The 14925-nt window shown below is 68.6% G+C and carries 11 protein-coding genes; 8 read left to right on the forward strand and 3 right to left on the reverse strand.

The genetic code is table 11. The annotated features are described in order from the left end of the window. The first annotated feature begins 193 nt into the window (after positions 1-193). The 7 genes from HWW87_RS04335 to HWW87_RS04365 all read left to right on the forward strand — a co-directional run bounded on the left by HWW87_RS04335 (position 194) and on the right by HWW87_RS04365 (position 11570). A complete protein-coding gene (locus tag HWW87_RS04335) occupies positions 194-1609 on the forward strand; it encodes a circularly permuted type 2 ATP-grasp protein (protein WP_175819385.1) in 1416 nt (471 codons plus the stop codon). A gap of 64 nt (positions 1610-1673) precedes the next feature. Next, positions 1674-2615, forward strand: a complete 942-nt coding sequence (locus HWW87_RS04340) for an alpha-E domain-containing protein (RefSeq protein WP_175819386.1) — start codon at positions 1674-1676, stop codon at positions 2613-2615. A gap of 8 nt (positions 2616-2623) precedes the next feature. Continuing rightward, positions 2624-3625: a transglutaminase family protein gene (locus HWW87_RS04345; RefSeq protein ID WP_175819387.1), complete on the forward strand. Its 1002-nt coding sequence runs from the start codon at positions 2624-2626 to the stop codon at positions 3623-3625. Positions 3626-3718: 93 nt separating this feature from the next. Then, positions 3719-7156, forward strand: a complete 3438-nt coding sequence (locus HWW87_RS04350; RefSeq protein ID WP_175819388.1) for a transglutaminase family protein — start codon at positions 3719-3721, stop codon at positions 7154-7156. Between the two features lie 202 nt (positions 7157-7358). Then, positions 7359-9965: a circularly permuted type 2 ATP-grasp protein gene (locus HWW87_RS04355; protein WP_175820670.1), complete on the forward strand. Its 2607-nt coding sequence runs from the start codon at positions 7359-7361 to the stop codon at positions 9963-9965. Beyond that, positions 9959-11119, forward strand: a complete 1161-nt coding sequence (locus HWW87_RS04360) for a transglutaminase family protein (protein WP_175819389.1) — start codon at positions 9959-9961, stop codon at positions 11117-11119. Before HWW87_RS04355 ends, HWW87_RS04360 begins: the two co-directional genes overlap by 7 nt. A gap of 178 nt (positions 11120-11297) precedes the next feature. Continuing rightward, positions 11298-11570 carry a hypothetical protein gene (locus tag HWW87_RS04365; RefSeq protein ID WP_175819390.1) on the forward strand — a complete coding sequence of 91 codons (273 nt, stop codon included), beginning with the start codon at positions 11298-11300 and terminating at the stop codon, positions 11568-11570. Between the two features lie 66 nt (positions 11571-11636). Here HWW87_RS04365 and pip read toward each other — a convergent pair whose 3' ends face one another. Both pip and HWW87_RS04375 read right to left on the reverse strand, forming a co-directional pair. Beyond that, positions 11637-12569: a prolyl aminopeptidase gene (gene pip, locus HWW87_RS04370; RefSeq protein ID WP_175819391.1), complete on the reverse strand. Its 933-nt coding sequence runs from the start codon at positions 12567-12569 to the stop codon at positions 11637-11639. A gap of 143 nt (positions 12570-12712) precedes the next feature. Continuing rightward, positions 12713-12913, reverse strand: a complete 201-nt coding sequence (locus tag HWW87_RS04375; protein ID WP_175819392.1) for a hypothetical protein — start codon at positions 12911-12913, stop codon at positions 12713-12715. Between HWW87_RS04375 and HWW87_RS04380 the strand changes: the two genes are divergently transcribed. Then, entirely contained in the window at positions 12905-14056 is a 1152-nt protein-coding gene (locus HWW87_RS04380; RefSeq protein WP_175819393.1) for an acyltransferase, read from the forward strand. The two genes, HWW87_RS04375 and HWW87_RS04380, sit on opposite strands and share 9 nt — an antisense overlap. 17 nt (positions 14057-14073) lie before the next feature. Here the strand turns inward: HWW87_RS04380 and HWW87_RS04385 are convergent, their stop codons facing one another. Further along, on the reverse strand, positions 14074-14898 hold the full coding sequence (locus tag HWW87_RS04385) for a multidrug ABC transporter ATPase (RefSeq protein ID WP_175819394.1): 825 nt from the start codon (positions 14896-14898) through the stop codon (positions 14074-14076). Between the last annotated feature and the right edge of the window lie 27 nt (positions 14899-14925).

Below are 14925 nucleotides of genomic sequence, written 5' to 3' on the forward strand. Positions count from 1 at the left end.
CGCGGCGCACCGCAAGCGCCCGTCGCGTCGGGTGTTGCACCGTTGTGGTGCGTAATGCCGCGCAGGCGTGCCTGGGCGGCGCAAAACAGGGGGATATCGAAGGGATCAAGCAAGGCACGTTCCTTGCAAAGCATTCAGTACGCCGGTCCGGCATGCGCAATGCCGGGGAAAACGATCGATGGAGAAAAGATCGATGAAGCCATTCGATGAAATGCTGCAATCCGGCGATATGGTAAGGGCGCCTTACGCGCGCCTGAAGCAATGGCTCGACACGCAGAATCCTGCGAGCCTCGCCCAGAAGGCCCACGACGCGGAAGGCGTGTTCCGCAGGACGGGCATCACGTTCGCCGTCTATGGCGACGCGGAGGCCGCCGAGCGGCTGATTCCGTTCGACATCGTCCCGCGCATCATCTCGGGGGCGGAATGGAGCCGGCTGTCGCTCGGCATCGAGCAGCGCGTGATGGCGCTGAACGCGTTCCTCGACGACATCTACCACCGCCAGGAAATCGTGCGCGCGGGCATCGTGCCGAAGCACCTGATCGCGCACAACGAAGCGTTCGTTCCGGAGATGATCGATTTCCGGCCGCCCGGGAACGTTTACACGCACATCATCGGCGTCGACATCGTGCGCACGGCCGAAAACGCGTTCTACGTGCTGGAGGACAACGCGCGCACGCCGTCCGGCGTGTCGTACATGCTGGAAAACCGCGAGACGATGATGCAGCTCTTCCCGGAGCTGTTCCAGCAGGTGAAGGTGCGTCCGGTCGAGACCTATCCGCAGATGCTGCGCCAGTCGCTCGCGGCCGTGTGCCCGCCGGGCGGCAATGCCGACAACCCGACCATCGCGGTGCTGACGCCCGGCATCCACAATTCCGCGTACTACGAGCATTCGTTCCTCGCCGACCAGATGGGCGTGCATCTCGTCGAGGGCAGCGACCTGCAGGTGGTCGACGGGCGCGTCGCGATGCGCACGACCGAGGGGTTCCGCCAGATCGACGTGCTGTACCGCCGCGTCGACGACGCGTTCCTCGATCCGCTCACGTTTCGCCCGGATTCGGTGCTCGGCGTGGCAGGCATCATGGACGTGTACCGCGCGGGCAACATCACGATCGCGAATGCGCCCGGCACCGGCATCGCCGACGACAAGGCGATCTACTCGTACATGCCGGAGATCGTCGAGTTCTACACGGGCCGCAAGGCGCTGCTGGAGAACGTGCCGACGTGGCGCTGCGGCGAGGCCGACAGCCTGAAGTACGTGCTCGAGCATCTCGACGAACTGGTCGTGAAGGAGGTGCACGGCTCGGGCGGCTACGGGATGCTGGTCGGGCCGTGCGCGTCGAAGGCGGAACTCGAGGCATTTTCCGCGAAGCTGCGCGCACGTCCCGCGAACTACATCGCGCAACCGACGCTCGCGCTGTCCACGACGCCGATCCTGACCGACGCCGGCCTCGCACCGCGCCACGTCGACCTGCGTCCGTTCGTGCTGGTGTCGGACCGGATCCGCATCACGCCGGGCGGGCTCACGCGCGTCGCGCTGCAGGAAGGATCGCTCGTCGTCAACTCGAGCCAGGGCGGCGGCACCAAGGACACCTGGGTGCTGGCCGACTGAGCCGGGCACGACCGCGCGCGCCGGAGCCGGCGCGCGAACCGAACGAAGACGGAGTGGACACGAGATGCTTCTGGGACGTACTGCAAGCGGTCTCTACTGGATGTACCGCTATATCGAGCGCGCGGAGAATATCGCGCGCATCGTCGATGCCGGGCTGCGGATGGCGCTCACGCGCACGGCCGACGCGCCGGCCGAATGGTCGTCGGTGCTCGTCAGCTCGGGCGCGGACGACGGCTACCGGCAGAAATACGACGCGTATGCGGCCGATACCGTGACCGACTACCTGCTGCGCGATCGCGACAACCCGTCGAGCGTGCTGTCGTGCATCGAGGCCGCGCGCTCGAACGCGCGGATGGTGCGCACGGCGCTGACGCGCGAGGCGTGGGAAAGCGTGAACGGCGCGTGGCTCGCGCTGCGCCGCGCGCTGGCGCAGCCGGTGCCGGAAAGCGAGCTGCCGGCCGTGCTCGACGAAGTGAAGCGCGAAACCGCGCTGATCCTCGGCAGCTTCTACAGCACGATGCTGCGCAACGAGATCTTCGATTTCGCGCAGATCGGCGCATTCATCGAACGCGCGGACAACACCGCGCGGATCATCGACGTGAAGTACCACCTGCTGCTGCCGTCGGTATCGCACGTCGGCACGATCCTCGACAACTACCAATGGGAGACGATCCTGCGCTGCGTGGCCGCACACCGTTCGTATCGCTGGGTGTACGACGTGCAGTACAAGCCGCTCAACATCGCCGACTACCTGATCCTGAACGGCCGGATGCCGCGTTCGCTGCGCTATTGCTACGGACGCGTCGTGTCGAGCCTGAACCTGCTCGCGAAGGATTACGGCGTGACACACCCGTGTCACGACACGGCCGCGAAGATCCTGCAAATGCTGTCCGATACCTCGGTCGAGCGGATCTTCAAGAGCGGCCTGCACGAGTTCCTGACCGACTTCATCGGCCGCAACAACAGCCTCGGGATCGAAATCGCCCAGGCTTACAACTTCGACTGAGACTTGCCATGCGACTCGCCATTCGACACATTTCGCGTTACCAGTTCGACGATCAGGCCACCCACGCACTGCAACGGTTGCGGCTGCGCCCGCAGTCGGGCCCCGGGCAGACGGTGCGCGCGTGGCAGGTCACGATCGACGGCGTCGAGCCGACGCTGTCTTACGCCGACGGGCTCGGCAACCGGATCGACCTCGTGCGTCACGATCGCGGCGCGAAGGCCGAGATCGTCGTCGTGGCGGCCGGCGTCGTCGAGACGCAGGACCGCTCGGGTATCATCGGGAATCCTGAAGGCTATGCGCCGCCGTGGATCTTCGAGCGCGAGACCGCGCTCACGAAGGCCGGCGACACCGTGCGCGAGCTCGCGCAGGCGCTGCCGATCGAGCCGCACGGCCTCGACGCATTGCACTGGCTGATGACGGAAGTGCACGGCCGTATCGCATACGCGCCGAACCTGGCCGCCGACGCTGCCGTCGATGCGGAAACCGCGCTGCAAAGCGGCGAGGGCACGAGCCGCGACCATGCACACGCGTTCATCGCGGCCGCACGCGTGCTGAAGATCCCCGCGCGCTACATCTCGGGCTACGTGCTGGCCGACAGCGCGATGCAGCGCATCGCCGATGCGAAACAGCATGGGGGCGACGTCGAGGACGAGGAAGCGCTCGCGCTGCAGAGCGGCGACGGCATGCAGCAGGCGCTCGGCGCGTCGCATGCCGCGCAATCGCAATCGCAGGGGCAGTCGCAGTCGCAGGGGCAGCTACAGGCGGCGCTCGGCGGGCAGCCGCAAGCCGTCGCGCTGATGCAGCAGCCGGCCGGCCATGCATGGGCCGAGGCCTATGTCGAAGGGCTCGGCTGGGTCGGCTTCGACCCGTTCATGAACCGTTGCCCGGACGAACGCTACGTGCGCATCGCGGTCGGCCTCGACCATCGCGACGCGCAGCCGGTGACGGGGCTCGGCGCGACGGCCGTCGGCGTCGAGATCAGCGTCGTGCAGACGCCGGAACTCGTCTGACCCGCGGCGCGTTTTCGCCGAATCCGCCATGCCGGGCCGCCGCGTCGACAGCGACGCGGCGTGCGCGGCCGGCCCAACCCGACTCGAGCTCCCATGTCCATCCACGTCGCGCTGCATCACACCACCCGCTATCGCTACGACCGGCTCGTCAACCTCGGCCCGCAGGTCGTGCGGCTGCGGCCCGCGCCGCATTGCCGGACGCCGATTCTCGCGTATTCGATGACGGTCGAGCCCGCGCAGCACTTCATCAACTGGCAGCAGGATCCGTTCTCGAACTATCTCGCGCGGCTCGTGTTTCCGGAGCGGACCGAGCACTTCGACATCACGATCGATCTCGTCGCCGAGATGTCGGTGTACAACCCGTTCGACTTCTTCCTCGAAGCGAGCGCGGAGCAATACCCGTTCAGCTATGACGACGCGCTGAAGATCGAGCTCGCGCCGTATCTCGCGTGCGATCCGCAGACGAGCGCCGCGCCGCTGTTTCGCGCGTATCTCGACGGCGTCGACCGCACGCCGGCCGGCACCACGAACTTTCTCGTCGCGCTGAACCAGCAGCTTCAGCGCGACATCGGCTATCTCGTGCGGATGGAGCCCGGCGTGCAGACGCCCGTGCAGACGCTCGAACTCGCGTCCGGCTCGTGCCGCGACAGCGCGTGGCTGCTCGTGCAGCTGTGCCGCCATCTCGGCATCGCCGCGCGCTTCGTGTCGGGCTACCTGATCCAGCTCACCCCCGACGTGAAATCGCTCGACGGCCCGAGCGGCACGTCGGTCGATTTCACCGACCTGCACGCGTGGTGCGAGGTCTATCTGCCGGGCGCCGGCTGGATCGGCTTCGATCCGACGTCGGGCCTGCTCGCCGGCGAAGGGCATATTCCGCTCGCGTGCACGCCGCAGCCGACGAGCGCCGCGCCGGTGGAAGGGCTGATCGACGAGTGCGAGGTGTCGTTCGAGCACGAGATGAGCGTGACGCGCGTGTACGAGTCGCCGCGCGTGACGAAGCCGTATACGGAATCGCAGTGGGATGCCGTGCTCGCGCTCGGCACGCAGGTCGACGGCGCGCTGGCCGCCGGCGACGTACGGCTCACGCAGGGCGGCGAGCCGACCTTCGTGTCGATCGACGATCGCGACGGCGCCGAGTGGAACACCGATGCGCTCGGCCCGACCAAGCGCGGCTACGCGACCGAACTCGTGCAGCGGCTGCGCGCCGAATATGGCGACGGCGGCTTCCTGCATTTCGGGCAGGGCAAGTGGTACCCGGGCGAGCAATTGCCGCGCTGGGCGTTGTCGATCTTCTGGCGCGCGGACGGCCAGCCCGTGTGGCACGATCCGTCGCTGTTCGCCGACGAGCGCGAGCCGTCCTCGTATACCACCGACGACGCGAAGCGCTTCATCGATGCGCTCGCCGCGCGGCTGAACCTGACCGGCGAATTCATCGAGCCCGGCTACGAGGACGTCTGGTACTACCTGTGGCGCGAGCGCCGGCTGCCCGTCAACGTCGATCCGTTCGACGCGCGCCTCGACGACGAGCTCGAGCGCGCGCGGCTGCGCAAGGTATTCGAGCAGCAGCTCGACAGCGTGGTCGGCTACGTGCTGCCGCTCAAGCGCACGGAGGACGAGCCGGATCGGTCGGGCAGCGAGCGGCCGGGCCTCGACGGGCCGCGCTGGCAGACGGGCCCGTGGTTCTTCCGCGACGAGCGGATGTACCTCGTGCCGGGCGATTCGCCGATGGGCTATCGGCTGCCGCTCGATTCGCTGCCGTGGGCGGCCCGCGCCGACCATCCGTACCTCGTCGAGCGCGATCCGTTCGCGCCGCGCGACGTCTTGCCGGACGCCGCCGCCATTCGCGCCCGCTACGCGGGCCCGGCCGACGCGCCGCGCTACCTGGCCGGCGTGCATCGCGAAGCGTCCGCGCAGACCGTGATGCAGTGGCGCGGCGATGGCACGGCCGCGAGCGGCCGACCGGGCGCCGCGGACCCGCATCGCCGGCCCGAGCGCTTCGAATCGGCCGCGTGGATCACGCGCACCGCGCTGTGCGTCGAAGTGCGCAACGGCATCCTGTACCTGTTCATGCCGCCGCTCGCCGCGCTCGAGGATTATCTCGAACTGGTCGGCGCGATCGAGCTGACCGCGCACGCACTCGGCGTGAAGCTCGTGCTCGAAGGCTATCCGCCGCCGCGCGACGCGCGGCTGAAGCTGCTGCAGGTGACGCCCGATCCCGGCGTGATCGAGGTGAACATCCATCCGGCCGCGAGCTTCGACGAACTCGTCGACCACACCGAATTCCTGTACGACGCCGCGTGGCAATCGCGGCTGTGCAGCGAGAAGTTCATGGTCGACGGGCGGCACGTCGGCACCGGCGGCGGCAACCACTTCGTGCTCGGCGGCGCGACGCCGGCCGACAGCCCGTTCCTGCGCCGCCCCGATCTGCTCGCGAGCCTGATCGCGTACTGGCACAACCATCCGTCGCTGTCGTACCTGTTCTCGGGGCTGTTCATCGGGCCGACGAGCCAGGCGCCGCGTGTCGACGAGGCGCGCAACGACCAGCTCTACGAGCTCGACATCGCGTTCGCGGAGATCCAGCGCAACAAGCTGCTGTTCGGGCAGGACATGCCGCCGTGGCTCGTCGACCGCGTGCTGCGCAACCTGCTGATCGACGTGACGGGCAACACGCACCGCAGCGAGTTCTGCATCGACAAGCTGTATTCACCCGATTCGTCCACCGGCCGGCTCGGCCTGCTCGAACTGCGCGCGTTCGAGATGCCACCGCATGCGCGGATGAGCATCGTGCAGCAACTGCTGCTGCGCGCGCTGGTCGCGCGCTTCTGGGCCGCGCCGTACACGACGCCGCTCACGCGCTGGGGCACCGCGCTGCACGACCGGTTCATGCTGCCGGAATTTCTTCAGATGGATTTCGACGACGTGCTGGCCGAGCTGCGCGACGCCGGTTTCGCGTTCGATCCGGCGTGGTTCGCGCCGCACTTCGAATTCCGTTTTCCGCTGTTCGGGCAGATCGCGGTGAACGGGATGCAGTTGTCGCTGCGCGGCGCGCTGGAGCCGTGGCACGTGATGGGCGAGGAGGGCGCGCCCGGCGGCACGGTGCGCTACGTCGATTCGTCGGTCGAGCGGCTCGAAGTGCGTGTGACGGGGCTGAACGACAACCGGCACGTCGTGACCGTCAACGGCCGCGCGCTGCCGCTGCAGCCGACCGGCACCGTCGGCGAATACGTCGCGGGCGTGCGCTACAAGGCGTGGGCGCCGCCGTCGGCGCTGCATCCGACCATCGGCGTACATGCGCCGCTCACGTTCGACATTGTCGACACGTGGCTGCAACGCTCGCTCGGCGGCTGCCGGTATCACGTCGCGCATCCGGGCGGGCGCAGCTACGCGACGTTCCCGGTCAATGCGTACGAAGCCGAGAGCCGCCGGCTCGCGCGCTTCGTCGAGATCGGGCACACGCCGGGGCGGATGGATATCGCGGCTGCCGCGCCGAGCCGCGAATTCCCGTTCACGCTCGACTTGCGGCGGCCGTGACCGATCGATGACAGGGAGGACGACGATGCGCGGTTCGCGACCTCCCGGCGGCCGCGCCGGAATGCTAGGATGCGGGCAGATTGCGGCCGCGCGCCGTGGTAGCGCACCGCCGGTGCGGCGGCGCGCATGCGCGGTTGCACCCTGACGACGGAACGACATCGTGCCGCCCATTGACATTGATCATCTCGCCGCCCTCGACGCGATGCCCACGCTTTTCGATTCCGGCGCCCAGCCGGACGCCGCCGAACTGGCCGCCGCGCTCGCGGCACCGGCGGCCGCCGGCCGCTACGACGAACTGCGCGGCAGCGTGGCCGGGCTGAACGCGCCTGCGCTTGCGCCCGCGTGGCGCAGCTTCTTCACGTCGATCGGCAGCGACGGCGTGGCCGACCTCGACCGCCGTGCCGACGCGCTGCACCGGCGCATGCGCGAGAACGGCCTGTTCTACCAGTTGCACGAGCAGCGCGCCGGCGACGGCGCGGTCGGCCCGTGGTCGCTCGACCTGCTGCCGTTGATCGTCACGCCCGAGGACTGGGTCGCGATCGAGCGCGGCGTGCTGCAGCGCGTGCGGCTGCTGAACGCGACGTTGGCCGACCTGTACGGGCCGCAGACGATCCTGCAGCGCGGGCTGCTGCCGCCCGCGCTCGTCACCGGCCACCCCGGCTACCTGCGTGCGATGCGCGGCGCGCACGTGCCGGGCGATACGTGGCTGCACGTCGTCGCGTTCGATCTCGCGCGCGGCCCGGACGGCCAGTGGCGGATCGTCGCTCAGCACACGCAGGGCCCGGCCGGCCTCGGCTATCTGCTCGAGAACCGGCTGATCGTGTCGCGGCTCTTTCCGCGCGGGTTTCGCGGGCTGCGCGTGCAGCGGCTTGCGTCCGCGTACCGTGCGCTGCTGCAAAGCATGCAGTCGCTCAGCCCTGCCGCGAAGAATTCGCGGATCGTGCTGCTGACGCCGGGGCCGCACAGCGCGACCTATTTCGAGCATGCGTATCTCGCGCGCTATCTCGGCCTCACGCTCGTCGAAGGCGGCGACCTGACCGCGCGCGACAGCCGCGTGTTCCTGAAGACGCTGAGCGGACTCGAACCGGTGCACGGCATCCTGCGGCGCGTCGACGATGCGTGGCTCGATCCGCTCGAACTGCGGCCCGATTCGATGCTCGGCGTGCCGGGGCTGTTGCAGGCCGTGCGCGCGGGCAACGTGCTGCTCGCGAACGCGCCGGGCTCGGGCTTCCTCGAATCGCCGGCGATGCTCGGCTTCATGCCGCGTCTCGCGGAAGGCCTGCTCGGCGAAACGCTGACGCTGCCGGCCGTGCATTCGTGGTGGTGCGGCGAGGCGGCCGCGTGCGAGGACGCGCTGCCGCAGCTCGCGCGCGGCATCATCAAGGCATCCTATCCGCCCGACGTGCAGGAAGGCGGTGCATTCGAACCGGTGATCGGCGCGCGGCTCACGCAGGCGCAACTGGCGGAATGGCGCGCGCGGATTCTCGCGCAGCCCGAACATTACACGGTGCAGGCAGATCTGCCGCTGTCGCAGGCGCCGACCTGGCCGCGGCCCGACGCGCCCGACGGCAACGGCAGCGCGCGCATCGTGCCGAAGCCGCTGCTGCTGCGCGTGTTCGCGCTCGCCGACGGCGCGCAGCGCTGGCGGCTCCTGCCGGGCGGGCTGTCGCGGGTCGGCACGCGCGACACGCTGTTCAACGCGCCGATGCCGCGCGGCGGCAGCACCGTCGATACGTGGGTGATGACCGAGGGCATCGTCGATTCGACGACGCTGCTGCAGACGCACCTCGGCCCCGACGACCTCGTCGAACGGCCGCGCGCCATCGCGAGCCGCGCGGCCGAGAACCTGTTCTGGCTCGGCCGCTACACCGAGCGCGCGACCAACCTGATGCGCCTGGCGCGTGCCGCGCTCGAACGGCTGCGCGGCGAAGACGACGTCGACAGCCCCGCGCATCTGGAACTGATCGACACGCTGTGCCGCGACACCGGGCTGATCGCGGCCGATGCGCCGCACGCCGTCGATGCGCCGCGCGCGTTCCAGCATGAGCTGGCGACGTCGCTGACGCGCGGCGCCGACCGCACGTCGGGGATCGCGTCGTGCCTGTTCGGCATGCGCGGCGCGGCTGCCGCGATCCGCGAACGGCTGTCGAGCGATCAGTGGCGGCTGATCGACGACGCGACGCAACTGTTCGCGGACAGCGCAGGGCAGCCGGAAGCGGAGGAGCAGATCGGCAACGAGGCGCTGCAATTGCTGGAACGCGTCGGCCTGCTGCTCGGCGCGATCACCGGCGCGCAGACCGACAACATGACGCGCGACGACGGCTGGCGATTGCTGTCGATCGGCCGGCAGATCGACCGGCTCGACTTCCTGTGCAGCGTGCTGAAGTTCGCGTTCGACGAAGGCGCCGTGCATCGGCAGGACGGCTTCGAACTCGTGCTGGAACTGTTCGACAGCACGATCACGTTCCGCTCGCGGTTCCAGCGCGGCTTCGACGTCGCGCCGCTGCTGTCGCTCGTCGTGCTCGATACCGACAACCCGCGCTCGCTCGGCTGGGTCCTGCAGGCGCTGCGCGGCCGGCTGACGAAGGTCGAGCACGGCGAAGGCTATGCGCTGTCCGAGCTGGCCGAGACGGTTCCGGACATCCCCGCGTGGTCGCTGCACGAGCTGTGCGAGACCGCCGAAGGCGGTCGGCACGACAAGCTGCTCGCCGCGCTCGACACGACGGTGAAGGCGGTCTGGGAGCTGTCGAACCGGATCGGCGAGCGCTATTTCAGCCACGTGCGCGAGGCGGGCAGGACGCTATGGTGACGAAAGGCGTGCCGAAAACACCGGCCGGTGCCGGAGACGCACGGCAGGCACCGGCCTCGGCTCCGGTTCCAGCTCCAGCCCAGGCCCAGAGCCAAGGCCAGGGCCAAGGGCAAGGGCAAGGGCAAGGGCAAGGGCAAGGGCAAGGGCAAGGGCAAGGGCAAGGGCAAGGGCAGGGCCAGGCCGCAACGGACGCACCGGCCGCCGTCGCGCCGGGCCGGTTGCTGCGCGTCACGCACGACACCGAATACCGTTACGCGGCGCGCGTCGAATCCGCACAGCACCAGGCACGCCTGCAACCGCTCGCGACGCCGCGCCAGCAGGTGCTGTCGTTCTCGCTCGACATCGAGCCTGCACCGGAATCGGTCTGCACGGAGATCGACGCGTTCGGCAATGCGCGCGCGTCGTTCGCGCTGAACCTGCCGCACGACACGCTGCTGGTGCGCAGCCGCAGCACCGTGCGCGTGACGCCGCCCGTGTGGTCGCTCGGCGCGCGCGGCGAGCCGCCGCCTGCGATCGCGGACCCGGACGCCGCGCATGCCACCGCATGGGAGGCCGTGCGCGACCGCTTGCGGTTCCATGCGGGGCAGCCTTACGACCCGGCGAGCGAGTTCGTGTTCGCGTCGCCGCACGTGGCGTGCGACCCCGAACTCGCCGCGTACGCGGCCGCGAGCTTCACGCCGCAACGGCCGCTCGTGCAGGCGGCGTGGGACCTGATGCGGCGCGTGCATGCCGATTTCGCGTACACGCCGAACAGCACCGACATCACGACGTCGGCGCTCGACGCGCTGCGATTGCGCAAGGGCGTCTGCCAGGATTTCGCGCACGTGATGATCGGCGCGTTGCGCTCGCTCGGGCTGGCCGCGCGTTACATCAGCGGCTACCTGCTCACGCAGCCGCCGCCCGGCCAGCCGCGGCTGATCGGCGCCGACGCGTCGCATGCGTGGGTCGAGGTGTACGACCCGGCGTGGCCCGAGGATGGTGGCTGGCTGCAACTCGATCCGACCAACGATCGTGCGCCGGGCGACGACTACGTGATGCTGTCGGTCGGCCGCGACTACGCGGACGTGACGCCGCTGCGCGGCGTGATCCGCGGCGGCGGGGCGGATCAGGAGCTGAAGGTCGGCGTGACGGTCGAGCCGCTCGATGCGGCTTGAGGGGCGCGCCGGGCGGGGCTCACGCGCTTTAAGTCTTCGTTAATTCTGCACGCCTAGCATGGTGATGCCGGCGAACGGTTCGGACTCCGGTCCGACGGGCCGGCGGCACGCGCGGGTGCGTCGACGTCACGGCGCCGCGCCGTCGCGCGGCGCCATTTCCATGCAACGGCGGCAGACCATGATCAAGCACTTCGACTACACGCTCGGCAGCGAGACGATCGAGCTTTGTGCGAGCTTCGGCGCGGGCCCGGCGTTCCGCCGCGTGCTCGTGAGCCGCGCGGATTCGATGGAAACGCTGGTGGTGCTCGACGCGCGCGGGTTGTCGGGCCTGTTGAAGGTGGCGACCGAAGAACCGGAAGGGCTGCTCGACGACGCGATCCGCAAGGTCGGCGACGAACAGCTCGTCGAGCGGGCGATCAGCGGCCGGACGATCGTCGAAGCCACGCTTTGAGCGGTGCGGCGTGTGCGCGGCGATGATGCATGGCCGCACGCGCCGCGTTGCGCTGCATGGCGTTGATCACACTGCAAACCGGTCCGTCGCCGCGACCAGCGCTTCCAGAATCCCCGGTTCGTTGTACGCGTGTCCCGCGCCGGGCACGATTTCAAACGTCGCGTCCGGCCACGCCTTCGACAACTCCCATGCGGTACGTGCAGGCGTCGCGACATCGTAGCGGCCCTGCACGATCACGCCCGGAATACCGGCGAGCCGATGCGCGTCGCGCAGCAACTGGCCTTCCTCGACGAAGCCCTTGTTCACGAAGTAGTGGTTTTCGATCCGCGCGAACGCGAGCGCGTAGTGGCCGTCCGCGAAGTGCGCGGCGAGCGCGGGATCGGGCAGCAGCGTGATCGTGCGGCCTTCCCAGATGCTCCACGCGCGCGCGGCTTCGAGCTTCGCGGCTTCGTCGTCGCCGGTCAGCCGGCGATGATAGGCGGCCATCAGGTCGCCGCGCTCGGCTTCCGGAATCGGTGCGAGGAAGTCCTCCCACAGATCGGGGAACAGCCACGACGCGCCTTCCTGGTAGTACCACAGCAGTTCCGCGCGACGCATCGTGAAGATGCCGCGTACGATCAGCGCGCTCACGCGTTCGGGGTGGGTCTCCGCGTATGCGATCGACAGCGCGCTGCCCCACGAGCCGCCGAACACCAGCCATTGCTCGGCGCCGACCATCTCGCGCAGCCGTTCGATATCGGCGACCAGATCCCACGTCGTGTTGTTCTCGAGGCTCGCATGCGGCGTCGAGCGCCCGCAGCCGCGCTGGTCGAACAGCAGGATGTCGTAGCGCGCGGGATCGAACAGGCGGCGATGGTCGGGGCCGCAGCCGGCGCCGGGGCCGCCGTGCAGGAACACGGCGGGCTTGCCGGCCGGGTTGCCGCAGCGCTCCCAGTAGATGCGATGGCCGTCGCCGGTGTCGAGATGGCCGTGGGCGTAAGGTTCGATCGGTGGGTACACAGGCAGGCTCCGGGTAAGGGGTGACAGGCGGCGGGCGAGGCGCGGGCCGGTGTGCGGGCGAGGTACGGTGCTGCGGGTGTTGCTGCGCCGCAAAAATTCGTTGCGTGGGCATCGGACCGGCCGCCGCCGGACAAGGCTCGTCATTATGCCCATTCGTCGCGCCGGACGTTGGCGCGCCGTGGCGAAGCGTCGCCGGCGGTGTTTGTCACGCGGATTTTTGAAGCAATTTCATTCCGATATTTTTCATACAAAATCCCGGCGGCAGGTCGGCGTGCCAATCGGGCGCCGGCCGATTCCAGCTTCTCCACCTCCACCGTGCCAGCGGAAACCAGCCGATGAACCATCGTGTCACGCAGTTGACCGGGTTGCGCGCCGTCGCGGTCGCGATGGTCGTCGTCGGTCATGCCGAGCATGTGCTGCCCGGCGGCTATACGGGCTGGTATGCGCCGTTGCGGCTGATCGCCGACGGCCGGCTCGGCGTGCTGATCTTCTTCGTGCTGAGCGGTTTCCTGATCACCAACGTGCTGCGCGCCGAATTCGCGCGCACGGGCGGCATCGCGCTGACGTCGTTCTACGTGCGCCGTGCGCTGCGGATCTGGCCGGCCTGCTACGTGTATCTCACGGCCGTCGCGATCGTGGCGTTCGCCGGCGGGTTCGACGTCGATCGCCGGCAGTGGCTCTATGCGGCGCTGCACCTGTGGAATTACTCGGCGTGGTTCGGGTTGACCGGCGACAACGCGATGCATCCGGACGGCGCGTGGTACCTCGGCCATTTCTGGTCGCTCGCGCTAGAGGAGCAGTTCTACTGGTTCTGGCCGCTGCTGTTCGTGTTCGGCATCCGCCGCGCCGGCACGCGCTGGCTGGCCGCGCTGATCCTGATCGTGCCGCTGGTGCGCGCCGCCACGTATTTCGTCGTGCCCGCGCTGCGCGGGCAACTCGGGATGATGCTGCACACGGGTGTCGATCCGATCCTGATCGGCTGCTATGCGTCGCTCAACCGCGAACGGCTCGAAGCATGGATCGGCTCGTGGCGCGGCGAGGCGCGCATCGTGACGGCGCTCGTGTTCGTCGTGCTGCTCGGCATGCCGCTTGCCGAACACCGGCTCGGCGGCTTCTGGAATGCGACGTACGGCGTGACGCTCGAAGCCGCGCTGATCGCGATCGTGATCGTCGTGCTGAATTTCCGCAGCGAGTTCTGGTGCGCGCGCTGGTTGCGCGCCGGGCCGGTGGTGTTCGCCGGCACGATTTCGTTCAGTCTCTATCTGTGGCAGCAGCCTTTTGCGAATCCGGGTCTGCCGGTCGCGCACGCGTTTCCGCTCGGCATCGTGTGGGCGTTGGTCGCCGCGACCGCCAGCTATTTCCTCGTCGAAAAACCGTTCCTGCGGCTGAAGGATCGCTACACGGCGCGCGAGGCGCGACGCGCGCGGGACGACGCGTTGCGGATGCCGGCGCCGACCGATGCGATCGGGCCGAAGGTGGTGGAGTAGGGGCGCGGGGCGCAGTCTTACTTGAAGCGCTTCTTCGAGACCGGGGAATACCAGAAGTCGCGGAACATATCGATTCCGTACGACTTGCCGTCGTATTTGACGATCGTGCGCACGGTACGTTTCCCGGTGGCTGAGTCTTTGTCGTCGTCGCTTTCCATATTGGTGACGTGCGCCGTAATCGATAGATCCGCGAAACCGTTGTGAGATGTTTTCTCGACAGCAATCGTCATGCGGGCAGATTCACTCCGCAGGTCGCTCGTGTCGGGGCCGCATGCGGTGCCTGTGGTGGCTACCCAGCCATGGAGATTTGTACCGAACACCGGACGGATGCGGGCGCCGTCGCGAATCCACAGCGTCAGTTCGTTCTCGGGGTACGCGTCCACACAACTCGGTCCGCGCGCGCTACTCGTAAACACGACGCCGAACGCGCGCACGTCGGGCGACAGCCGATAGGGTGCAGTATCGATGCGATAGCTGTTTGCGTCGACTTCCGTGACGGCATCTTCCTGAACCACCGACCGATCGGCTGCCACGACCTTGCCGCCCTCGACGAGCGCGACGATCTGCAGCTTTTTGCTCTCGTCGGGATTCTTGCTCTTCGGCAGCGCATCGAATGCGACAGCCGCGATCGTCGTTTCCGGTGCGTTCGGCATGGCCTTGCATGACGACGCGACGACGAGCCGGTCCGCGTCGCGCGTGGCGATGCGTGCGCTCGCGATGCCGGCCCAGCGAGCGACGGCCGTGACGGTTTCGTCGCTGCAAGACTGGCTGTCGGCGGCGTGAGCGAAGGGTGCCGCGGCGAGCGCCAGCAGCGGAACAAAACGAACGATTCTCGGGGTCATGAGGAGAGGGGTTTTTTACGGATTGTT

The sequence above is a fragment of the Burkholderia sp. BCC0419 genome (assembly GCF_902830285.1).
Lineage (GTDB): Bacteria > Pseudomonadota > Gammaproteobacteria > Burkholderiales > Burkholderiaceae > Burkholderia.

What these genes read in the sequence shown, in the direction of transcription:
- HWW87_RS04335 (WP_175819385.1), top strand. Translation starts at nt 194, where the DNA reads ATGAAGCCATTCGATGAAATGCTGCAATCCGGCGATATGGTAAGGGCG.
- HWW87_RS04340 (WP_175819386.1), top strand. Translation starts at nt 1,674, where the DNA reads ATGCTTCTGGGACGTACTGCAAGCGGTCTCTACTGGATGTACCGCTAT.
- HWW87_RS04345 (WP_175819387.1), top strand. Translation starts at nt 2,624, where the DNA reads ATGCGACTCGCCATTCGACACATTTCGCGTTACCAGTTCGACGATCAG.
- HWW87_RS04350 (WP_175819388.1), top strand. Translation starts at nt 3,719, where the DNA reads ATGTCCATCCACGTCGCGCTGCATCACACCACCCGCTATCGCTACGAC.
- HWW87_RS04355 (WP_175820670.1), top strand. Translation starts at nt 7,359, where the DNA reads ATGCCCACGCTTTTCGATTCCGGCGCCCAGCCGGACGCCGCCGAACTG.
- HWW87_RS04360 (WP_175819389.1), top strand. Translation starts at nt 9,959, where the DNA reads ATGGTGACGAAAGGCGTGCCGAAAACACCGGCCGGTGCCGGAGACGCA.
- HWW87_RS04365 (WP_175819390.1), top strand. Translation starts at nt 11,298, where the DNA reads ATGATCAAGCACTTCGACTACACGCTCGGCAGCGAGACGATCGAGCTT.
- HWW87_RS04380 (WP_175819393.1), top strand. Translation starts at nt 12,905, where the DNA reads ATGAACCATCGTGTCACGCAGTTGACCGGGTTGCGCGCCGTCGCGGTC.
- HWW87_RS04375 (WP_175819392.1), bottom strand. Translation starts at nt 12,913, where the DNA reads ATGGTTCATCGGCTGGTTTCCGCTGGCACGGTGGAGGTGGAGAAGCTG.
- HWW87_RS04385 (WP_175819394.1), bottom strand. Translation starts at nt 14,898, where the DNA reads ATGACCCCGAGAATCGTTCGTTTTGTTCCGCTGCTGGCGCTCGCCGCG.